This is a genomic window from Thermanaerothrix solaris, from assembly GCF_032334255.1.
Classification (GTDB): Bacteria; Chloroflexota; Anaerolineae; order Anaerolineales; family Anaerolineaceae; genus Thermanaerothrix; species Thermanaerothrix solaris.
On record NZ_JAUHMF010000001.1, the window covers coordinates 1,259,449 to 1,281,293 of the forward strand.

At 55.2% G+C, this 21,845-nt stretch carries 22 protein-coding genes; 9 read left to right on the forward strand and 13 right to left on the reverse strand.

What is annotated here, in order from left to right:
• Window positions 1-122 precede the first annotated feature (122 nt).
• Together QYE77_RS05850 and QYE77_RS05855 are read right to left on the reverse strand one after the other, a co-directional pair.
• On the reverse strand, window positions 123-1,463 hold the full coding sequence (locus QYE77_RS05850) for a 6-phospho-beta-glucosidase (protein ID WP_315624439.1): 1,341 nt from the start codon (window positions 1,461-1,463) through the stop codon (window positions 123-125).
• A gap of 8 nt (window positions 1,464-1,471) precedes the next feature.
• Window positions 1,472-2,452 carry an N-acetylglucosamine kinase gene (locus QYE77_RS05855; protein ID WP_315624440.1) on the reverse strand — a complete coding sequence of 327 codons (981 nt, stop codon included), beginning with the start codon at window positions 2,450-2,452 and terminating at the stop codon, window positions 1,472-1,474.
• Between the two features lie 186 nt (window positions 2,453-2,638).
• Between QYE77_RS05855 and QYE77_RS05860 the strand changes: the two genes are divergently transcribed.
• Together QYE77_RS05860 and QYE77_RS05865 are read left to right on the forward strand one after the other, a co-directional pair.
• Window positions 2,639-3,601: an AAA family ATPase gene (locus QYE77_RS05860; RefSeq protein ID WP_315624441.1), complete on the forward strand. Its 963-nt coding sequence runs from the start codon at window positions 2,639-2,641 to the stop codon at window positions 3,599-3,601.
• Between the two features lie 34 nt (window positions 3,602-3,635).
• Window positions 3,636-5,012, forward strand: a complete 1,377-nt coding sequence (locus QYE77_RS05865) for a vWA domain-containing protein (RefSeq protein ID WP_315624442.1) — start codon at window positions 3,636-3,638, stop codon at window positions 5,010-5,012.
• On the opposite strand, the gene QYE77_RS05870 is transcribed toward QYE77_RS05865, so the two are convergent.
• A complete protein-coding gene (locus tag QYE77_RS05870) occupies window positions 5,009-6,136 on the reverse strand; it encodes an aminotransferase class I/II-fold pyridoxal phosphate-dependent enzyme (RefSeq protein ID WP_315624443.1) in 1,128 nt (375 codons plus the stop codon). The genes QYE77_RS05865 and QYE77_RS05870 overlap by 4 nt on opposite strands.
• Before the next feature lie 382 nt (window positions 6,137-6,518).
• On the opposite strand from QYE77_RS05870, the gene QYE77_RS05875 reads away from it, so the two are divergent.
• A complete protein-coding gene (locus tag QYE77_RS05875) occupies window positions 6,519-7,031 on the forward strand; it encodes a LysM peptidoglycan-binding domain-containing protein (RefSeq protein WP_315624444.1) in 513 nt (170 codons plus the stop codon).
• A 27-nt stretch (window positions 7,032-7,058) separates the two neighbouring features.
• Here QYE77_RS05875 and QYE77_RS05880 read toward each other — a convergent pair whose 3' ends face one another.
• Window positions 7,059-7,379 (reverse strand): AzlD domain-containing protein, encoded by a 321-nt coding sequence (locus QYE77_RS05880; protein WP_315624445.1) that lies wholly within the window; start codon window positions 7,377-7,379, stop codon window positions 7,059-7,061.
• Window positions 7,376-8,068, reverse strand: a complete 693-nt coding sequence (locus QYE77_RS05885; protein ID WP_315624446.1) for an AzlC family ABC transporter permease — start codon at window positions 8,066-8,068, stop codon at window positions 7,376-7,378. Before QYE77_RS05885 ends, QYE77_RS05880 begins: the two co-directional genes overlap by 4 nt.
• A 94-nt stretch (window positions 8,069-8,162) precedes the next feature.
• Between QYE77_RS05885 and rsmI the strand changes: the two genes are divergently transcribed.
• The gene (rsmI, locus tag QYE77_RS05890; RefSeq protein ID WP_315624447.1) at window positions 8,163-8,891 is read left to right on the forward strand and encodes a 16S rRNA (cytidine(1402)-2'-O)-methyltransferase; all 729 of its coding nucleotides are present in this window, start codon (window positions 8,163-8,165) and stop codon (window positions 8,889-8,891) included.
• Here the strand turns inward: rsmI and QYE77_RS05895 are convergent.
• On the reverse strand, window positions 8,888-9,613 hold the full coding sequence (locus QYE77_RS05895) for a queuosine precursor transporter (protein WP_315624448.1): 726 nt from the start codon (window positions 9,611-9,613) through the stop codon (window positions 8,888-8,890). The two genes, rsmI and QYE77_RS05895, sit on opposite strands and share 4 nt — an antisense overlap.
• Window positions 9,614-9,695: 82 nt before the next feature.
• Here QYE77_RS05895 and QYE77_RS05900 point away from each other — a divergent pair, with 82 nt between their 5' ends.
• Complete coding sequence (locus tag QYE77_RS05900) at window positions 9,696-10,436, forward strand: RsmE family RNA methyltransferase (protein ID WP_315624449.1); 741 nt, start codon at window positions 9,696-9,698, stop codon at window positions 10,434-10,436.
• Here the strand turns inward: QYE77_RS05900 and QYE77_RS05905 are convergent.
• The 4 genes from QYE77_RS05905 to QYE77_RS05920 are packed head-to-tail and all read right to left on the reverse strand — an operon-like array spanning window position 10,433 to window position 14,679.
• Window positions 10,433-11,932, reverse strand: coding sequence for a tRNA pseudouridine(55) synthase TruB (locus QYE77_RS05905; protein ID WP_315624450.1), 1,500 nt, complete (start codon window positions 11,930-11,932; stop codon window positions 10,433-10,435). The genes QYE77_RS05900 and QYE77_RS05905 overlap by 4 nt on opposite strands.
• The gene (locus QYE77_RS05910; protein ID WP_315624451.1) at window positions 11,929-12,750 is read right to left on the reverse strand and encodes a class I SAM-dependent methyltransferase; all 822 of its coding nucleotides are present in this window, start codon (window positions 12,748-12,750) and stop codon (window positions 11,929-11,931) included. Before QYE77_RS05910 ends, QYE77_RS05905 begins: the two co-directional genes overlap by 4 nt.
• On the reverse strand, window positions 12,747-13,574 hold the full coding sequence (locus QYE77_RS05915; protein WP_315624452.1) for a class I SAM-dependent methyltransferase: 828 nt from the start codon (window positions 13,572-13,574) through the stop codon (window positions 12,747-12,749). The genes QYE77_RS05910 and QYE77_RS05915 overlap by 4 nt, the downstream gene beginning before the upstream one ends.
• Window positions 13,561-14,679 carry a tRNA-ribosyltransferase family protein gene (locus QYE77_RS05920; protein WP_315624453.1) on the reverse strand — a complete coding sequence of 373 codons (1,119 nt, stop codon included), beginning with the start codon at window positions 14,677-14,679 and terminating at the stop codon, window positions 13,561-13,563. The genes QYE77_RS05915 and QYE77_RS05920 overlap by 14 nt, the downstream gene beginning before the upstream one ends.
• 143 nt (window positions 14,680-14,822) lie before the next feature.
• Here QYE77_RS05920 and hutU point away from each other — a divergent pair, with 143 nt between their 5' ends.
• The 4 genes from hutU to QYE77_RS05940 all read left to right on the forward strand — a co-directional run bounded on the left by hutU (window position 14,823) and on the right by QYE77_RS05940 (window position 18,333).
• Window positions 14,823-16,484, forward strand: coding sequence for a urocanate hydratase (hutU, locus tag QYE77_RS05925; RefSeq protein ID WP_315624454.1), 1,662 nt, complete (start codon window positions 14,823-14,825; stop codon window positions 16,482-16,484).
• 2 nt (window positions 16,485-16,486) lie between these two features.
• A complete protein-coding gene (locus tag QYE77_RS05930; RefSeq protein ID WP_315624455.1) occupies window positions 16,487-16,846 on the forward strand; it encodes a hypothetical protein in 360 nt (119 codons plus the stop codon).
• Window positions 16,843-17,736: a hypothetical protein gene (locus tag QYE77_RS05935; RefSeq protein WP_315624456.1), complete on the forward strand. Its 894-nt coding sequence runs from the start codon at window positions 16,843-16,845 to the stop codon at window positions 17,734-17,736. Before QYE77_RS05930 ends, QYE77_RS05935 begins: the two co-directional genes overlap by 4 nt.
• A gap of 75 nt (window positions 17,737-17,811) precedes the next feature.
• Window positions 17,812-18,333, forward strand: coding sequence for a phosphoribosyltransferase (locus tag QYE77_RS05940; protein ID WP_315624457.1), 522 nt, complete (start codon window positions 17,812-17,814; stop codon window positions 18,331-18,333).
• 12 nt (window positions 18,334-18,345) lie between these two features.
• On the opposite strand, the gene QYE77_RS05945 is transcribed toward QYE77_RS05940, so the two are convergent.
• From QYE77_RS05945 to QYE77_RS05955, 3 genes are read right to left on the reverse strand one after another with little or no spacing between them, the layout of a single operon-like run.
• Window positions 18,346-19,389 carry a glycosyltransferase family 4 protein gene (locus tag QYE77_RS05945; RefSeq protein WP_315624458.1) on the reverse strand — a complete coding sequence of 348 codons (1,044 nt, stop codon included), beginning with the start codon at window positions 19,387-19,389 and terminating at the stop codon, window positions 18,346-18,348.
• Window positions 19,370-20,539, reverse strand: coding sequence for a non-hydrolyzing UDP-N-acetylglucosamine 2-epimerase (gene wecB, locus QYE77_RS05950; protein WP_315624459.1), 1,170 nt, complete (start codon window positions 20,537-20,539; stop codon window positions 19,370-19,372). The genes QYE77_RS05945 and wecB overlap by 20 nt, the downstream gene beginning before the upstream one ends.
• Entirely contained in the window at window positions 20,532-21,815 is a 1,284-nt protein-coding gene (locus tag QYE77_RS05955; protein WP_315624460.1) for a nucleotide sugar dehydrogenase, read from the reverse strand. Before QYE77_RS05955 ends, wecB begins: the two co-directional genes overlap by 8 nt.
• Window positions 21,816-21,845: the final 30 nt, after the last annotated feature.

A 21,845-nucleotide genomic window follows, 5' to 3' on the forward strand; every position in this document is an offset into this window, starting at 1 on the left:
GTTCTTTTTCTACACGCAACGCGTGGCATAAAATTACAGGAGGATACCTGCCTTGTCAAGGTAGTTGGTCGTTTTTTTTTTGTATAAGTGCCTTACCAAGTCAGAAAACGGAGGATGCGATCCTATTGATCTCGATCCGGGGCAACCGATACACGTTTGGGTGGTGTTACCCTGCCGTGAAACTGAAGCAGGAAAGGCCAGTTCGTCGCCAAAATGTCCTCAAGCACGGCTTCAGCCCGGTTCAAGCGCGGCCCCAAGGGATGGGTAATCAACGCTTGGTAGGCCGCCTCAACATCCCCTTCTGCCGCTGCACGCACGGTGAGTATTTCATAGGCCTTGACCGTTGTCACCAAACCAAAGGCAAATGGCGGCAAAGGCTGTGCTGGCAAAGGTTCAATCCCCTGGCGTGAAATGCGCGCCGGTAATTCCAAAACCCATTGCGCATCCCATTCCTTAACCGCACCACGATGGGGCACGTTGACCACGTGGACTTCGCCCAGGTTGTTGTAATGTGCCGAAATTAACTGAGTGGCAACGGTGGAATAGTAGGCTCCCCCTCGCCGCATCAAGTCAGGTGGTAAATCTACCCGCGTAGGATCTGCATATTGCTTAAGTAATTGAGTCTCAATTTGCATCACCTGCTCGGCACGCGAGGGTGGCCAGTGTACTTGTTCGTGCAGTTTCTCGTCGGTGTGATAGTAGTAATGCAGATAATAGTTAGGGATCATACGTGTGCTTTCCAGGTAACGCGGCTCCCACTCCGGGTGTTCCTGCCCCCTGACTTTCTGAATAAACGCCCTCAACACGTAAGGCCAGAAATCCTCCCCCTCTATGGCTAGCCCATAATGCCACGTGAGATGGTTAAGCCCTAATGTCTTCAATTCCGCCTGCCCTGGAGCAATCTCTCTCCCCGTGCTTTCCTTCAGTAGTGCCAGGAATTGGATTTTGGCTGTATAAGGAACGTTGCAAACCCCCACCGCCCTCACCTCGGGTATGTACCGGTTGAGGGCTTCCACAATCAACCCGGCTGGATTAGTGAAGTTGATCAGCCAGGCATCTGGGGCCACGGCTTTCATCTCGCGCGCAATGTCCAAAATGACCGGGATGGTGCGAAGGGCTTTCGCCAGCCCCCCGACTCCAGTAGTTTCCTGCCCGATTAGCCCATGCCGTCGTGCCAGATATTCGTCCTGCCGCCGCGCTTCCATCTGTCCGACTCGGAGTTGGGTGCATACATAGGCTGCACCCGCCAGCGCTTCACGCCGGTCGGTCGTCAGGACAACCCGAAACGGGTGTCCCTGGGCTTCCACCATGCGTTGAACAAACCCGCCCACAATCGCCAGACGATGCTGATCCACATCCATCAGCCATAATTCGCGCAGCGGCAATTGCGCTGTCCGCTCCAGAAATCCCTTGACCAATTCCGGCGTATAGGTCGAGCCACCACCGATGACGGCAATCTTCATATCCCACCTCACTGAAAAGAGATCACAGTCTGTTGCAGGTTTTCCAACGCTTGCTGGATACGGTTCCGAGGAATTCGAACCACTTCCATCGCCAGCACAACAGCCCCCACCACCGGCAAAGTTGGTAATGGGAGTAGACGAGCCTTTGGCATTGCCTCCAGCACAACCGGCCTCACGAAATCGGCCAATGCCGGTTGATTCTTAAACATGCTTCCGATCAAAATGATATCTGGCGCTAAGTGAGTCATGTTCAGCCGCCGTGCCACAGTAACCACCATGGCTCCCAATTCACGGCCAGCCCAGTCTAATAACGCCAGAGCAACCTGATCGCCCTCTCGGGCACATTCAAAGACCAGCGGTGCAGCCTCTGCCCCTAAATGATAGTACCCACGACAAAGGCCTTCAATTAAGTCCCCCAGGTCCTTTGCCCCGGCTTTTTGGATAAACAAGGGAGTTAGCCCTGTGGGCTGCCCACGTCCGGTCCATTGATACGCTACAAAATGGATTGCCCGCGCCACCAATTCCGTGGCGCCGGCATATTCCCCCATTAAATCCCCATAACCCGTCATGTGAGCATAATCCCCCTGAGGGTTACGTCCCCAGCAATTACACCCGGTACCTGAAACCAGGGAGATCCCCCAGCCACGAGGACTGATAAGTAATCCTAGCACAGCGTCATTCACAATCTCGAGAGGCAAATCGGGACCCAACACATGATAAAGCGCCTTCAGAAAACCTATGCGTTGAGAAGGCCAATCAAACCCCGAAATGCCCACCCCTGCTGCCCGCAAATTAGGTAGTGAAAGACCAGCCACCGCTAGTGCTTGCTGCGTAGCCTGGGCAACGACCTGCTGAAAAGCCGCCATTCCGACCACATCCGGGTTACCACCCCCCGCCTGGCCCAGGCCCAACACTTGCCCATCCGCTGTGGTCACCAGAGCCTGGGTTTTGCTTGACCCAACATCTACGCCCAAAAAATAATCCATCATTTAAGTCTGATCCTTTTTTCAATTCTAACAAATCTTCTCCAATCCCCCATCCTGAACACCCCCACATATGACAACCCGATACAACCCCTAACAAAATGGGATATAATGGATACAACTGGTAAATTATTATCGCCCCATTCACAGCCTCCCCGGATTTTGAGTGTCACAACTTTAAAGGTAATGGCTATGTCACCCTTTGATTCTCCCCACAGTTTGAAAGCCGCTCTACGAGCGCAGAATTATATCGCCAGCGATGAAATTGCGACCGTGCTTTACCTCAGCCACGCCCTGGGCAAACCTGTGCTTACCGAAGGCCCTGCTGGTGTGGGTAAGACTGAACTGGCAAAAGCCTTGGCCGGCGCAACCGGTTATCCCTTGATCCGCTTGCAGTGCTACGAGGGCTTAGACGAAACCAAAGCCCTCTATGAATGGGAATACGCCAAGCAAATGCTCTACACCCAGTTGCTACGAGATAAACTGCAAGACCTTCTTTCCGCTAGCGAAACTTTACGTGAAGCCGCCGACCGCCTGGCTCAGGAGGAAGATGTCTTCTTCTCCCTACGGTTTTTACTTCCCCGCCCCCTGCTTAAAGCCATCCTGGCCGATACCCCGACCGTGTTGCTGATTGACGAAATTGACCGTGCCGATGCCGAATTTGAAGCCTTCTTGCTCGAAATTTTGAGCGACTTCCAGATCAGCATTCCTGAAATTGGTACCCTCACCGCCAAGCACCATCCTTTGGTGGTGCTCACCAGCAATAACACCCGTGAATTGAGCGAAGCCCTCAAGCGCCGCTGCCTCTATCTGTTTATAGACTATCCTACGCTGGATCAGGAATTGGCTGTGGTACGCCTCAAGGTGCCGGAACTAAGCCCTAAACTCGCCCGTCAAGCCGTGGAATTGGTGCAACGGTTGCGCAACATGGATTTACGCAAAGCCCCCAGCATCAGCGAAACCCTCGATTGGGCAAAAGCCCTGGTTTCTTTGAATGCCTCTGCGCTGGATGAAAAGACGCTTGAAACGACATTGAGCGTCTTGCTCAAGCACGAGGCTGATTTACAACGGGCACGTCGTGCGTTCATGCACCCCGACGACGAAGAACCCCGTCCTCCACGTCCACCTGCGCCGCGCCCGCGGTGGCAGAATTGATGGATTGGTCTCAATCGTTGTTGAGGATAGGTCTATGGAACGGCGAATGGTTCAATTTATTGCCGCCTTACGTGCCAGTGGGGTACGCATTAGCCTGGCCGAAAGTACCGATGCTTTCCAGGCCGTAGAGCAGTTAGGCGTTCAAGACCGCGAACGGTTTCGCCTCAGCCTGCGGGCCACTTTGATCAAAGATGCGCGCGATATCCCTGTCTTTGAGCGACTCTTTCCGCTTTTCTTTCAATCTCAAGAACCGCCTCCCTTACAAAACGTCTTCGGCACGTTAACTCCCCAGGAAGCGCGCCTGCTGGCCGAAGCCCTGCGCCAATTGTCCCAACATCTTCAACACATAATACAAAAACTGCTTGCCGGGCAGCCGCTTTCGCCCCAGGAATTAGAACAACTGGATGCGCTCTTCAATGCCGAGCCCCCCACAGATCCTCGTTACCGCAACTGGTTAGCACGCCAATTCGAAGCCGCATTGCATTTTGACGAAGTACGAGAAGCCCTGGAAGGCCTGCTTCAGCGCTTGCGCGAGTTGGGATTTAACCGCCACAAGGTGGATCAAATCCGCCGTTCCCTTCAGGCCAACCTCCGTGCCATGCAGGCCCAATTGCGTCAGCATGCCGGTGAACGCATCCTCGACGCCATGGTCGAAAACCCTCGCCAGCCTTCGAATGACGGTTTGCTCAACCGCCCCTTACAGCACCTAACCCCGGATGAAATGCATCGTCTGCGGCGCGAGGTGCAACGCTTAGCCACCGCCTTGCGCACCCGCTTGGCGCTACGGATGAAGCGTGCTCGGAACGGTCAACTCGACCCTAAAGCCACCTTGCGCGCCAGCCTGAAGTACGGCCTTATTCCGCTTGAACTGCGTTATAAAGACCACGCCCTCAAGCCCAAACTGGTGGTGATCTGCGACATCAGCACCTCCATGCGCTTTTGCTCCGAATTGATGCTCAGCCTGCTTTACGCGCTCCAAGACCAAATCGGCCATACCCATGCCTTTGCCTTCATTGATCATCTGGAATACATCTCACCCGATTTTGAGCGTCTGCCCCCCGAAGAGGCCATTACCGAGGTGCTCCAACGCATGCCTCCCGGTTACTACAACACCGATTTAGGGTTTGCACTGACCGAATTCGATCACCACTACCTGCACACCTTAGACCAACGCACAACTCTGATTCTCGTGGGCGATGGACGCAACAACTACAACGACCCACGCGCCGATTTACTCGAACGCTTTGCCCGCCGGGCGCGCAAGGTAATCTGGCTGAATCCTGAACCACCCTGGTTATGGGGAAGCGGCGACTCCGACATGCTCCGTTATTTACCCTATTGCACCCACGTCTTTCAGGTCGCCAACCTGAACCAACTCACCGCCGCCGTGGATCACTTACTCACGCATTAAAGCGTTGGTAGGGATTTAGGTACTTGCAGAAACGATTCTAATAATTCCAATGCTTCAGGCACATAGCGCCGCCCCAACCCGATGCGGAAGTGATTGCCCCGATCTTCAAATAAGGAACCAGGTGCCAGTAACACGCCAGTCTTCATCACCAGGGCATCGCAAAATTCTTCGACATCCCCTTCTAGCAAACGCGGAAAAGCCACCGAGCCGGCCTGAGGCGGTACCCAGGCAAACTGATCGCTGTGGCGCTGAAAGAACTCCGTCCAATGCGCCAGATTTTGGCGCAGGATGTCCCGATTGCGTTCCAGCAGAATCTCCCGATGTTTGAGAGCCACCTCAGCCAGCACCTCAGCCGGTGCACTGTTGCAAATGGTGAGGTAATCCTTGACCACAGCCATCGCCTGGAGCACATCCGGGCGATGCGTGGCGATCCACCCAATGCGCAACCCCGGCAATCCGTAGGCTTTCGACATGACTCCAAGGGACACCGCATTGGGGTTAACATCACATGCCGCCGGCAACCGCCGAGTCGGTTCATATTCCAATTCCCGATAGACCTCATCCGAAAACAGGATCAACCCGTGTTTTTGGGTGATGCGATGGACTTCCTCAAAGACCTCACGCGGCATCAGATAGCCGGTGGGATTGTGGGGCACGTTGATCACCACCGCCCGCGTGTAAGGACGGATCAGGCGCTGCAAATCACGGGGATCGAGCGCCCAGCCCTGTTTTTCATCCGCCTGCCAGAAAGAAACCTGACATCCTAACCCACGCGCCACTTCGGCCAGGGATTGATAGCAAGGGGCATGCACAATGATGTGATCTCCCGCCTTCAATGTGGCGACCATAAAGGCAAAAATGGCCTCTTCTGCGCCACTATGCACCAAGATCTCATCCGGGGATATGGTGGTATATAAGCCGGCAATGGCTTGGCGTAAACTTGGCGCCCCCGCCGATTCGGTATAACCCAGGCGTAAATCCAAGCAACGGGCTTCCGCCTCGGGTTCCAGGGCTAAAATCTCGCGCACGGTGAAAGTCTCGCAGTCTGAGGCGCACAGCACATATTGCACATTGAACTCATAGCGGGCAAAAAAGCGTTCGAGTTTGAAGGGAGAAAGTTTCATAAAACTTGTACCTTTACGACAGGTTTTTAATTTTTTAATGAAAATGATCTATTATTGACATGACTGGACAATAGTATATTCTATGCCAATAATAATGCTCTTTCTTCAAGTTGCACTCGTTGCTGGTGCCACCTCAAACCTTGTTCTTGCCAACAATGCCTCACCTAAATACGTTTGTGATTATTGCAACCTTATCTTTGAGCCTGTTCAGTGTAACGCTTCCATTTACTGCCCAAGTATCCTGTGTCCAGATGCTATGATAAGGGGATATCATTGCTGTGACTGCCAAGGCCGCTGCTGGAATGAATCTCACTACATCTGCACATATGATTCTAATTGTCACTAACCCCCTTTTCCCATAGCTCTTAGGAGGAACAAAGTTATGAAACCGTATCATGCTTTACTTCTTATCTGCACTGCCCTCATATTATATGCCTGCCAACAAACTCCTACTCCAACCAATGTGGTCTCTCCCACCAGTTCTCATACTCTTGTGATAACCCCAACCCCCACCCCCACATTCCTCACCTACACCGTCCAGCCTGAAGAGACCATTTTTAGCATCGCCGAACGATTTGGGTTGCGCGCAGAAACCATCCTATGGGCTAACCAAGCCCAACTTCACGATAATCCCCACCGCCTCAAGGCCGGGATGGTCTTGCGCATCCCGCCGGTAGATGGTTGCTTCCATATCTGGCAATCCGGAGATACGTTGGAGCAAGTTGCCCAAACCTACGGGGTCAACATAGAAGAAATTGTGAATTGGGCAGCAAACGGCCTCGATCCACAAAACCCCGCTGCCTCGCTTGCGCCGGGCAAAGAACTCTTTATTCCGGGTGGGCGACCGCCTTTTGGTCAAGTCACGTTTCCCACCCCGGCAACCCCCCAACCGTGACAGCGGCCCTTGGGTGATTTGCTGTGATTATGCGCCAGGTAATAGCCATCGCAACAGCCAGTAGGCCACCATCCCTACCAGGATGGTCAGGAAGACATTACGGGTGCGATACGCCACACCAACCGCTATGGCTCCGGCCAGTAAGCGCGGATTAGAGAATGAAAGGGCGAGATGCTGATCATAGGTCACCAGTTCTGGGGTAATGATGGCGCTGAGCACGGCCACCGGGACAAAGTAAAGCGCCCGTTGTACCCATCCTGGCAATCTCAACCGCCCCCACAGCACAATAAACGCTAAACGGATCAGATAAGTTAATCCCCCCAGGATGAAGATAATAGCCCAAATCATTGTGTCCGCCCTTCCAACCATAAGCCCACCCCAATCGCCATCAGGCTGGAGAGCACCAGCCCCAGTTTAAACGGCAACCCCATCAACACCACGGCCAATCCCCCAGCCGCCAGTGCCGTTAGCCCATCAGCCCGGTGGCGTAGACCGGGAACCACCAGCGCGATAAAAGTCAATGGCAAGGCAAAGTCCAATCCCCAGGATGACGGGATGACCGCCCCCAGCAGAATACCCACGGCTGTGCTGACTTGCCAGGTTGCCCAAAGAGCCAGCCCCGCTCCCAGAAAGAACCAGTGCTCGCCATCCCGCTGCCCATTCTGGCGGTAATTTACAATTGCCACCGCATAGGCCTCATCGGTCAGCAAATAAGCCAAGAGCGCTTTCCAGCGCAAAGACAATCCCTGCACCCAGGGCGCAATTGAAGCACTGTAAAGCAGATGGCGCAGGTTGATCACAAAGCCGGTCAAGACAATCACCAGTGCCGGGGTGAGACTGGCGATCAACTGCACAGTCATGAACTGCGCCGAGCCGGCAAACACAACGCTCGACATCACCTGCGCCTGGAGAGGCGATAGCCCTGCCTGCAACGCCAAAACCCCGTAAATCATCCCAAACGGTGCAACCCCCAAAAGAAGAGGCACTTCACTGCGTACCCCAGCCCAAAAGCGTCCCCACGGTTTTGACTTCTGCATCGCTGTCCTCCTTCATGATCGGCTGCGGTTTCGCTATTGGGGCGTATTATACCTGGCCTCAACCGCAGTCTTAGGATTTGAGATACAATTCGAATTGAGCAACGTCATGCTTTACCTGGTCTCCACCCCTATCGGCAACTTGGGCGACATCTCATACCGCGCCTTGGACACCCTGCGTCAAGTGGATTATGTGGTCAGCGAAGATACGCGACGCACCGGTGTGTTACTGAAGCACTTCGATATCCACAAGCCCCAAATCTCATTCCGTGAAGAAAACGAGAAAAAGGTCCTCCCTCGCTTGATCCGCCTGCTACAAGAGGGTAAATCTCTAGCCCTGGTAACCGACGCCGGTACGCCGGGCATCTCCGACCCCGGTTATACGTTGGTGCGCGCAGCCATTGCCGCTAATATTCCCATCACGGCCATCCCCGGACCAACCGCACTCATCCCCGCCCTGATCCTCTCAGGTTTGCCGGTGCATTCCTTTACTTTTCGCGGTTTTCCGCCGCGTAAACCCAACGCGCGCCGGCGTTTCCTGGACGTGGATCGCGACAGCCCGCATACACTGATCTTCTACGAGAGCCCCTATCGCCTGCGGGAATTTTTAGACGATGCTCTGGCTGTCTACGGTGACCGACCCGCAGCCATTGCAAACGATCTCACCAAGATGTTCGAAACCATTTACCGCGGCAGCCTTTCGGAACTTAAAGCCCGTTTTGAGACCGAACCTCTGCGCGGTGAGTATGTCGTAGTCATTGCCGGCAAGGGCTATGCCGGGACGGCTTCAAACACAAGTGATTCCGAGGATGAAGCCACATCCTAGGTCAGTGCAAACGGGTTAAAGCGGGTATGGATGTCGTAGTAGTCCTCATGCTCTGCCCGCTTGAGCGCATTAACGACCTGGTAAGTTAGCGGCGTCATCACCACCTCAACCCCCACCTTGAACAAATAGTTGGTCAACGCCAAAGTACCAAAAAGCGACCACGGGAAAACACCCGTAAGAGTCGCTACCAGGATAAACACCGCCGTATCCACCCCTTCCCCTACCAACGTACTGCCGATGGTGCGCGTCCACAACCAACGCCCGCGCGTCAGCACTTTCATGCGCGCCAGGACAATGGAATTACTGAATTCACCAGCCAGGTAGGCGATTAGGCTGGCCAGGACGATGCCCCCGGTGAACATGCCTCCCAGAATCGCATCATAAGCCCGCTGGCCGGCATACTGCTCCCAAGTGGCCTCCCCGGGCAGCCTGCGGATGATCCAGAACATCAATGCGCTCAATCCCAGCATGGCAAAACCGGTCCAGATGACACGACGTGAACGGCGGAAGCCATAGACTTCGGTCAGGACGTCGCCAAAGATGTAACTGATCGGGAAAAGCAACGTCCCGGCATCAAATGCCAGGCGCACGCCGAAGATTGAGATACCCCAATCCACAATCTTAGCGGATGAAGCGATATTACTCACAATGAGCACGGTCACGAAAAGTGCCGTAATCAGATCCAGATACCGATAGGAACGCTCACCGTTCGTCTGTTTCATCAACTTACTCCTGAAACCAGCCAGCAAAAATCGCGCTCCAAGTATAATCCAAGTAGCCGAAATTTCCCCAGAGCAAATTCGCATGCACCGCTTTTTCCTCCCCCCGGAAAACATTGGCAAGTCCCGTGTTCGCTTTCCTGCCGAGACTGCGCATCAGATTCACGCTGTCCTGCGCTTGCGCCCCGGCCACGAGGTGATCGTCCTCAATAACGGTGGACAGGCATTTCGGGTCCGGCTGGAAGATATTCGGCCTGCCGCCGTAACCGGTATCATCCTGGATGAAATCCCCCTCACCGGTGAACCTAAAACGCATCTGACCCTTTTTATCGGTCTGACCCAACGGGAGAAATTCGAATGGGTGCTACAAAAAGGCACCGAGGTCGGCGTGAGTGCCTTTATTCCCCTGATCACTCGTCGCACCCTGGTGCGCGAGATCGAAACCGCACACAATAAACAAGGCCGCTGGCAGCGCATTGTGCAAGAGGCAGCAGAACAATGCGGGCGCGGGCGCATCCCAGAAGTGCATCTCCCGCTCGAACTGCCTCAAGCCCTAGATTATCCCTGGCCAGGCCCAACGCTTCGCCTTGTGGCATGGGAAAATGAAACCCAAAATGGATTGCGGCAAATCCTTCAGCACCTACCGGAGCAACCTCAACAAGTGGCATTGATGATCGGGCCCGAAGGGGGGTTGAGCCTGGACGAGATAACTCAAGCGCAAGAAGCGGGGTGGGTAACCTGTTCGTTGGGCACTCGAATTCTGCGCATGGAAACAGCGGCCATTGTAGGCGCTGCGCTCACCCTGCATGAACTCGGTGATCTCTAAACCACAAATGAGGTGCGTTGTAAGACTAAACGCCGCGGGAGAAGGTTTTTCAGGCGATCCCGCAATACTCGTCCTCGCCCCAGGATGCGCCCCCGTTCATCCGTAACCAACACCACCCGATTTGACGGCAGGGGCAGGGAAGGGACAAAAGGAACATCCTCACCCTGAAGCCAAGTAGCAACCCTGTCAGAGGGAAGTTGTACCCGCCCATGGGTACAAAAACGCCCAAAGCGCGCGATCCAATCATGGGTGGGCACCCATCCCTCTGGGGAATCCTCGGCCACCGCCAGGCCCAGGCTTAACACCGGCAAATCTCCAAAATGACGTTCAAACGCAAGCGGAACGGCATATAACGTTCCGTCTCGCCGGATCAGCCCGGCCTGATGGGCTTCCAAGATGGCTTCCAAATCCATCCCATACGCCTCACGAAAGGCTTCAGCGACTTGATTAACATTAGCCGCTTTCATCCAGCGCCATGATTCGCGGCGACGTGGCCGCGGTAACTGCTTTTCCTCGACAGGAAACGACGCTAACTTGCGCAACCGCGCGGCGAAAAATCCTGCCGTATGAAACCGATGCGGCCACAGTCGCACTGCATACTTCACTTGAGGGTGATAGGTATATCCCGGCACAGATTCCAAAGCCGGCGCAGGGGCCGGCAAACGATCTTCCACCGATTCAATCTCAAATAGCCCTGGATAGTGACGCAAGGCAAGGTCTAAAACGCCCTCATCCTCTTCAGGGGCTAACGTGCAGGTTGCATACACCATCTGACCACCCACCTTGAGCGCCCTCAGGCCGCTAAGTAGTAGTGCCACCTGCCGCTGAGCCAGGCGCTGTTGTTCGCCTGGCGTTATTGGGCGCATGGGATGGCTTTCCAATGGACGCAGAGACTGCATACTACACGGTGCATCAAGCAAAACGGCATCAAAGGTCTCCGCATACCACCCACCCCAATGTTCCCCCGGGAAACCCGTCACTGCAACATTAATCGCGCCCCAGGATTGCAAAACCAGGCGCAACGCCGTCAACCGATCCCGCGAAGAATCGTTGGCCAAGACCAAGCCGCGATCTTCCGTTCGCGCGATCAGGTGGGTCGTCTTACCGCCAGGCGACGCTGCCATGTCTAGCACCAGCGGGCGCGAACCGGCGGGAAAGTCAAACAACTCCACCGGCAACATTGAAGCCGCTTCCTGGATATAGTAATATCCCAAGCGATGCTCAATGGTCTGACTGATCGGTGTCGCGGCTTCCACCACCCACCACCCCATGGGGCAAAAAGGAATTGGCTCTAAACGCCAGCCATACCAGCCTGCCCAGGTGTAAACATCCTTGGGTTCAGCCTTGAGGGGATTAAGGCGGATCGCCGGAACGGGCGGACGTTCCAGTTCGGCCAGCAAGGCGTGCCATTCCTGAGGCGAGAGCAAAGGCCGTAAACGCGCCAGGGCATCTTCCAGAACTTGTGCCGTCGTGAGCGAGGCTTTTTTAGCATTCATCCTTTATCCACGCAGAAGACCACTTCGTTCTCAAACAGGACTTCTTGCACGTTCCAACCCAGCCCATCCAGGATGCGGTTCATCAGCCGCCGGTGGATGGGTAAGAGATCACGCTTTTGGCTCAAACTGCGCGTGGGAAGCGAGATTAGCAGCCAGCGCGCCGGGATTGCCTGGAGAAAAGGCCGCGCACACCCCGGCTGGCGTTCCTCAAAGCGATGAATTTCCTTGAAGAAAAAGGCCACCTCAGCCTGATCCCGAGGGGGTTCAACCAAAATATCTCGATGGAAGGCTTGGCCATGAATTCCCATCAATTCAAAGAAGCGGCGAATCAACTGTACACGAGGGTTATGGATATCAAAGGCAAGGTAGCGGATTTCGCGCGGCAAGCCCATCCAGGGCCAAGCCAGAGGATTCAGCCCACAGGCCAAATCTAGGATCGTGGCTGGCACGCCGGTTACCCCGAACAGGCGCTGATAAAACGCCTCCAGAAAAGGCAGCCGTTCACGCGTTGAGGCATGCTGTTGGAGCAAGTGCCAACAAACCTGACGCACGGCTTCTTCCCCTTGCCGTGCCGCGTTTTCTAACGCCTGCACTGCCTGAATATAATCCGGATCACCCAGATAAGGGGCAACAACTTGATGCAATATTCGTCGTGCTGCAGCTAATGCCTGGGCAGGTTTGGTATAACGTTTAAGAGCATGCGTCATAATATCCGTAAGTAGAGTCTCAGGCAAATCCAGAGCGCGATATTTGGGAGAATGGCGCGCCCATTGAACGAATTGCGCCACCCAGCGCTGCTCTTCCTGCACCGGCTTCATGACCCTGGCCTCCCCTTACGGATCAGGAATGCCAGTTCGGTGGGAAAATCATAACGCCAAATGGTCCAAGGTTTATCCGCCACCAATTCCTCAAAGTGACGGGCATAGTTAACCCGCATGCCCTTACCACGACCACCCAGGCTGAACGTAGGAAACGAGACCAATAGATACTCGGCCTGAAGCGTTTCCAGCAAACGCCGGCCCAGCGATTTATCAAGTTGTTCCAAGCAGGGGATGGCTTTCAGCAGAAAAACCACCTGAAACGGCTCTTCTGGAACTGCTGAGGTTAAGTCTCTTTGCTCCGCTTGACCTGCCAAATTCAAATGGACAAAAAAGTGGTTGAGAAACGCGACCATGTCGGCATAAATTTCCCACGCAACGATCCTTGCCCCCTCAGCCAGCGGAAGCCAGGGCATGGCTAGGGGATTTAACCCACTGGCAAGGTCTAGCAGGGAATGGATTTGGCCAACCGGTGCCAACGTCTGTTGATAGAATGCTTCCAGGTAAGGTAAGCGCTCACGCGTTGAAGCATGCAAACGCATCATCTCCAGGCAAAATACTTTCACTTCGGGGTGTGTCCGCTCCGTCGGAAGTGAACGCAATCGCTCCAGCCAAGCGGCGTAATCTATCGGTCGTTCTAAATACGAGGCCGCAACCTGGTGCAGTTTACTGCGCACGGCTTTAACGGCTTCGCGAGATGAACGCCCTTTAGCCAATTCCTGCTGAGCCAAAGCCCTGATCAACCCCTGCGCCAGGTGCTGATACCGTTCATAGGCCATGACCTGTCGCACCACATCCTCAAGTAATCCTTCATCCTGCGTCATGTTCCCCACCTTGGCGGAGCAGCGTGCTTAATTGGTGCATAAAACGCAAGTTGTGGATCGTCGCCAAGCGCTGATAAAGCCCATCTCCTAAAAGATACAAATGGCGCAAGTAACCTGCGCTGTAATGACGGCAACACAACGCATCACAATAGGGCGAAATAGGCTGATCTTGGCGTGTCAGGCGGTCGCTATCCATGTGCACAAACTCCCACCAAGACCCATCCTCGGGATCAGGTCGAGGGGGCCAGGATGTAAAACGATACAGTCGGCCATGGCGTGCATCACGCGTGGGCATAGCACAATCGAAAAGCCCGTAACCCAAATGATAACCACGGACCAGGTTTTGGGGATGACCGATGCCCAATGCATGCAAGGGAAACTGCGGGGGCACGCACTCGCGTACCCAAGCCAGAATTTCGGTCAACAAGCGCCCTTGGCGATCCAACGGCCATCCCCCAAAGCCAAAGCCATCAAAACCGATGTCTAACAACGCCTCGGCACACTGGCGGCGCAATTCTAATGAACCGCCCCCTTGGATAATGGCGAAAATTAAGGGTCGTTTGCCCTCCTTAGGGGGATGGTAATCCCACCAGCGCTGGTAAGCCACCTTGCTGCGCCGTGCCCAGGCTACCGTTAGATCTACTGCCTCACGCTGCGCCGACAGGGGGGCATCCACATGAGTACAAACATCCAGACAAAAGATCACATCACTCCCAAACCGCAATTGCCATTCCACCACCTTCTCAGGGGTCAAAAGAAATTTACGCTGACGCCCCTCCGGTAGATAATGAATCCCTTCAGCGGTGATCTTTCCCCGTTGAGGTTGTTGTTGGATTAGCGAATAAGCCTGAAACCCTCCCGAGTCGGTAAAGATTGGTCCGGACCAACCGCTCATTCGGTGCAATCCACCCAGGGCATTGACCACCATCGCCCCGGGTTTCTGCACCAAATGGAAGGTGTTCATCATTAAGGCAGGGGTCTCAATCGCCATTAAATCAATGGCATCTATCCCCCGTACAACCCCCCAGGTGGCATCGGGCAGAAAGGCCGGAAAACTCAAGCGGCCATGTGCTAATTCCAGAGCGTTAGGCAGGGCATCTTGCATCGTTTGGATTATGCCCTGAGATGGCTCAGAGGGCAAGGTTGACCTGACGCGCTCTTTCGGTTCTGATGTAAAATGAGTAATGTCCTCAATCAACCTTAATCGGGCCGGGAAAAACCTGTCCGAAAAATCCAGGAGGTAGGATTATGGCTCAACCGCGCGTTGTTCGCGCCCCGCGTGGTACCCAACTAACGTGTAAGTCCTGGCAGACCGAAGCTGCTTATCGCATGATTCAGAACAACCTCGATCCCGAGGTTGCCGAACGCCCGCAGGATTTGGTTGTTTATGGTGGACGAGGGCAGGCTGCTCGCAACTGGGAAGCCTTTGAAGCCATTTTAGCCTGCTTGCGCGACCTTGAGAACGACGAGACCTTGTTAGTGCAATCGGGCAAGCCGGTGGCGATCTTCAAGACCCATCCTGATGCGCCCCGTGTCCTGATCGCCAATTCTAACCTTGTTCCCCATTGGGCCACCCAGAAGCATTTTGACGAACTGGTCGCCAGAGGTCTGATGATGTTCGGTCAAATGACCGCCGGTTCATGGATTTACATTGGCACCCAAGGGATACTCCAGGGCACTTATGAAACGCTGGCAGCGGTTGCCCGCAAACGGGGCTGGCCTTCACTGAAAGGCAAATTCGTTCTCACCGCCGGCTTAGGAGGTATGGGTGGCGCTCAACCCCTGGCCATTACCATGAACGAGGGAGTTGGTTTAATTGTGGAGGTGGACCCCGCCCGTGCGCGCCGCCGCCTAGAAATCGGTTACGTGGACGAGGTTGTGAACGACCTGGAAGAGGCTATGACGCGCGTTGAAGAATGCCTGGAGAAAGGCGTCCCCCGTTCAATTGGGTTGATTGCGAATGCTGCTGATATTTACCCCGAACTGGCCTTGCGAGGTGTTACTCCCGACGTAGTCACCGACCAGACCCCTGCCCATGACGTCCTGATGTACATTCCTAGCGGGTTAAGCGTAGAAGAAGCCGCTGAATTACGCGTAAAAGACCCCGGTGAGTATGAGCACCGCGCAATGGCTTCCATGGCACGTCATGTAGAGGCTATGTTGGAATTTCAACGGCGTGGCGCCGAGGTGTTTGACTATGGCAACAATCTACGCCAGCGTGCTTATGATGCGGGGGTCAAAGAGGCGTTCAACTTCCCCGGATTCGTTCCGGCCTATATTCGCCCTCTGTTCTGCGAGGGGAAAGGCCCCTTCCGCTGGGTTGCGCTCTCTGGCGACCCCGAAGACATCTACCGCACCGATGAAGCAATCATGGAACTCTTCCCCGAGGATGAGCATTTGCACCGCTGGCTGCGCATGGCGCGGGAGAAAGTGCCCTTCCAGGGATTACCGGCGCGCATCTGTTGGCTGGGCTATGGAGAACGAGCCAAGGCTGGCCTTAAATTCAACGAGATGGTCGCCCAGGGAATCCTCAAAGCCCCGATTGTGATCGGGCGCGATCATTTGGACGCCGGTTCGGTAGCCTCGCCAAACCGCGAGACCGAGGGCATGCGAGACGGTAGTGATGCCATCTCTGACTGGCCCATCCTCAACGCCCTGGTCAATACCGCCGCCGGCGCGACCTGGGTATCGTTCCATCACGGCGGGGGTGTTGGAATTGGTTTTAGCCAGCATGCCGGGATGGTCGTGGTCGCCGATGGGACACCAGAAGCAGCACGGCGCTTGGAGCGCGTCCTGACCACCGACCCGGGAATGGGCATCGTACGCCACGCTGACGCTGGCTATCCCGAAGCCATTGCCGCCGCCCGCCGCCATGGTCTGCGTATCCCCATGCTCAAGGAGACCCCTTAGCGGTGCGAATCTGGCGTCTGCTGGGATTCCTGTTTACCTTGGCAATTGGACTAGGCCTGGGATTGTACCTGGGATGGGGTATCCTGGCTGCTCAGCCCAACGATACCTCACCGGATAGCCTGCGTGCGGATTATCGAGCTGACTATGTGCTTATGGTCGCCGAAATATACCAACACGAAGGCGATCCTGACGCCGCCATTCAGCGCCTAGCCTTGTTAGGCGAATCACCCCTGCGCCGTGTCCAAGAGGCTATCCTAACCGCCCAACAATTGGGATATGCGCGGCAAGATATCGAAACTCTGGCCCGGCTCTTCCAAGCCCTCCAAACACACCCTGTGCCCACTGTTACAGAGATGCCATGACCTTTGAACTAGATGATGACGATCTCCACGAAGAGGCACCTCCACAACCACCGCTGTATCTACTTACCGGTTTGATTTTGGGGCTACTGGTAGGAATATTTATTGCGCGGGTGGTTAGCCCATTACAGTATGTGGATACTGCTCCGGCCACACTGGCCGAATCCTACAAAACAGCCTACCGCCTGCTTATTGCACAGGCTTACCAGGCTAATGGCAATCTGGAGCGAGCACGTCAGCGCCTGTATTTGCTCGATGGTGATCAGGCGAAGGATATCCTATCCCGCCAAGCCCAACAATGGCTGGCCACGGGGAATAATTTGAATGCCGCGCGGGCGCTGGCCCAATTAGCAGCCGATTTAGAGCAACCTAACCCATCCACACCACCGATATCCGCCCCCACTCTTGAAATGGGTGCCATCTCAACCCCGCCACTTTCAACGCTTGACCTCCATCAGGCTATTGCCACACCTACGCCGTCCCCTTCACCCACATTAACCCCTACCCCTTGGCCAACATTTACGCCCCGACCTTCACCTACGCCGAATACAGCCGTTCAATCTCCTTTCAAATTGATTGAACAACGTCCATTGTGTGAACCTGGCGTTCCTCAAGGATTGTTGCAGGTTTTTGTGAGCGATCGCAACGGCCAGCCGTTGGCTGGTGTGCCCATCGTCCTGCTCTGGAGCAGCGGTCAAAACGTATTTTATACCGGCCTCTACCCGGCAATTAGCCCGGGCTACGCAGATGCCTTTTTAGAACCCGATACCGTATATGATGTCCGCGCCGGAGATTTCGGCGAGACCGTGCGTAGCCTCCAAGCTCCTCAGTGCAAAACGCCCGATGGACAAACTTTCATCGGTGGTTGGCGGTTAGAGTTCAGTCAACCGTGATGTGATCATTCAAAGAGGGCTATAATTAGTGCGCTACTTAAGATAACTTTATCTAATTTGAACAGGGAGCCAGGCATGCGGCGTGAGGTTTTGACCTGGAATGATGTTGAACAATTGATTGATCACCTCATCCCTCAATTTGAAGTTGAATTTGACGCTATGGTAATGATCACCCACGGCGGGATTATTCCGGGCGGATTACTGGCCGAGGCATTGAAAATGAGCATCATCCTCACTGCTTCGGTGGATTTTCCTGCCGAACTTGAATACGAGAATCTCAAGGAAAAAGATAAAGACAAATCGCGCCTTTTGGCCTGGCCTAAATTCTTGCAGTTTCCGGAAGATCATCTCCTGCGCAATCGCCGCATCCTGATTGTGGATGACGTATGGGGGTCAGGACGCACCATTACCGCGGTCAAGAACCGCGTCACTGGCGCGGGGGGAATTCCCTATACCTGCGTCTTGCACTTTAACCCCTACCGTAGTTTGTTTGGCACCGCTCGCCCGGATTACTATGCGGCGATCACGGATGCCTACATCGTCTACCCCTGGGAGATTACCCGTGGTACGCAAGGATTGATCCTGGGCGGTTTGTAGTGGCTTGACCCTTTATTCCAAAATGGCTTGAAACGCTTCCAGGTAGCGGGTGGTCATCATCTCCAACCCAAAGGCGGCCTCTGCCCGCTGGCGTGCCCCTCTTGAGAACGCCTCCCAACCGGCTAAGATTTCCCGACTGGCCGTAACCAGCGGCTCAACTCGAGGGGGCTGCAAACGCCAAGGGTCAGCACCGTATGGTACAACGCGTCCCGTCGAAGGGACGACGATTTCAGCCAGCGCCCCGGTATCGAATCCCACCACCGGCAAACCGCATGCCAGTGCCTCGATCACCGCATTCGGGCAAGCCGGATGTAACTCGGCAGAAAAGAGCAAGTGGGCCGAACGATCAAGGTAAGCAATCCGTTGAGCCGAGACAACCCCCGTCCATGTGAGGCTCACGTCCTGCGCCAGAGAGGTAACCTGTGCCCGCTCCGCCTCGGGCACGTCGCCGGCAATCCACAACTCCACCGGGCGCGTTTCCTGCGCTTGCAAGGCGCGCACAAAGTGAATCGCATTCTCCAAGCCCAGCGCACTGCCTCCGCGCAAGTGGCCTTCTACTACCATTACCCGCCAACGGTCGGCGGGGCGTTCATGCATACCATAAGGTGCAAACGTAGCCAAATCCACACCGTTATAAATGACTTGCTGCCAGCGCTCCCCACCCCCATAAACCCGTTGCCACCAGGTACGGGCAAACTGGCTTTGATAGATTACACCATCGGCCAAAAAGCGACGGATAAACGCCAGGTTGAGGTTTGCATACTCAGCCCGTAAGGCATAGCGCAGCCCCATGAACCGCCGCCGATGTAACCAATTCATACCATCCAAGCGCTGGAGAATGCGGATGCCGCGACGTCGCGCCCGCCATAACACATCCAAGTAGCGCGTTCCGCCAATCAAAAGGATAACCTGGCAATCCGGATCCTCGGGATTATGGTGAACCTCGACCCCCTGCGCCCGCAAACCGGCCATCAAGCGGCGCTGGAACGAGGTCGGACCGCCCAGGCTATCCAATTTCGGCCAAAGGCATACGTTCTTAATGGCCCTCGCTATCATCGGTCATGCTCAATCCAGGTTCTCGGAAAGCCAACAAGGCGCGAACAATCCGTTCCGCCGCATGCCCATCACCAAACGGGTTGGCCGCGCGCGCCATTGCGGAATAAGCCCGTTCATCCTCTAAAAGGCGCGCCGTCTCACGCACGATGACCTCTGTATCTGTGCCCACCAGTTTCAGGATCCCCGCCTCCACACCCTCAGGGCGTTCGGTGACGGCGCGTAACACCAGTGTTGGGATGCCCAGACTGCTGGCCTCTTCTTGGATGCCTCCCGAATCAGTAAGCACCAGCGTCGCCTGACGCATAAGATGCACCATGGGCAAGTAGTCCAGTGGCGGGATTAGCGTGATATTGGGCACCCCGGCTAAACGCTCATACACCGGACCTTGTACATTGGGGTTGAGATGAACCGGATAAATAAGGTGAACCGAGTCGGCATAAGACTCGGCAACCTGGCGCAAAGCCCGACAGATATTTTCAAGCGGACGGCCAAAGTTCTCGCGCCGATGGGCGGTTACCAGGATGAGCCGTTTTCCCCCGGCACCGATCCCCAGGCGATCCAACAGGGTGCGAACTTCAACCGGCATGGGTTGACGCACAATCTGGTTCAACGCATCAATGACCGGATTGCCGGTCACCACAATCCGCCAATCCGGCACGCCCTCGGCTAGAAGGTTGCGCCGGCTGTGTTCGGTAGGGGCGAAATGGAGATCCGCCACTACACCGGCGATACGGCGATTGATTTCTTCGGGGAAGGGCTGCCATTTATCGCCGGTGCGCAAACCGGCTTCAACATGTCCCACGCGAATCCGGCGGTAATAACACAATAGCGCCGTTGTCATCACCGTTGTGGTATCGCCCTGGATCAATACCCAATCCGGACGTAACGAATCCAATACCGGATCCAAGTGGGTCAGGATATCCGCCGTTAATTGGGCCAGAGTCTGATTCGGGCGCATCAGGTTCAAGTCAATATCCGGCTGAATGTTGAATACCGCCAACACCTGATCCAGCATTTGACGATGCTGGGCTGTAACCACAACCCGCGATTCAATGTCAGGGTGCGCCGCCAGGGCTTGAACCACCGGCGCCATCTTGACCGCCTCAGGTCGGGTGCCAAAAATAGAAACCACACGCAATTGCTTAGACATCCCCACGCCCAACTCCCAAACGCCACACCTGAAAGCCGGCCTTTTGCCACTGAGTCTGATCCCAGCCGTTCACCGCATCAAACACCAGACGCGCCGACGTTTGCGTCCGCACTTCCTCCGGGTTCAACTCACGCAGACGAGTATGACCTACCAACAAGAGCAGGATTTCGGCATCTTGTAGGGCATCAGCAAGCGCGGTCACCGTGGGGACAGCGGGAATTTGGGCTTCGGGCTTGAAAGGCTCAAAGGCCCGCACTTGGGCCCCGGCCTGCACCAGGCGCAGTGCAACTTCGATGGCAGGGCTCTCACGCAAGTCGTCCACATCCGGCTTGTAGGCCAGCCCCAATACCGCCACTCGACGTCCTTCCAGACGCCCCAAGGTACGTTCCATCCACTCAACGACAAAATCGGGTTGGGAGTCGTTGACTTCCCGCGCGGCGCGAATCAGGCGCGTGAGATCGGGGGCAACCTCAACCAAAAACCAGGGATCAACGCTGATACAATGCCCGCCCACCCCCGGCCCAGGGCGCAGGATATTAACCCGTGGATGGCGATTGGCCAGGGCAATGGCCTCCCATACGTCAATCCCCAACCGATCTGCCAGCCGGGCAAATTCATTCGCCAGGGCAATATTGACATCGCGGAAGGTGTTTTCCATCAATTTGACCATTTCCGCGGTTGTACAATCCGTTAACACGATGTCACCGCGCACGAAGGTGGCATAAAGATCGCGCGCCGCTTCTGCCGAAGCCCGATCTATCCCTCCAACCACGCGGGCGTTTTCAATCAATTCCCTTAAAATTTGCCCCGGCAAAACTCGCTCAGGTGAATAAACGAGATAAAAATCACGCCCGGCTTTTAGCCCCGAACGTTCCAGAATAGGCGCCACAACCTGGCGAGTGGTCAGGGGAGGTGAGGTGGACTCCAGGATCACCAAATTCCCGCGTTGCAAGTAGGGCACAATAGCCTCACTGGCCGCACGCACAAAACGTAAATCGGCACGCTTATCCTCTAGAAACGGCGTCTGAACGGCAATGATGAAGGCATCCGCAGGTTCCGGAGTATCCTGCACCACCAGATTACCCGAACGCAGAGCCGCCTGCACCAATGTGCGCAATCCTGGCTCATAGAGGTGAAGTTTGCCATTCTGTAACCCCTGAACAATCTGAGGGTTAACATCTACCCCCACAACTTGAAGCCCATGGGTTGCCAGGGTGCTGGCCGTGGGTAGGCCGATGTATCCTAAACCCAACACACATACTTTTTTGAACTTCACGCCATTTTCCTCAATTCAAAAATTGCCGAG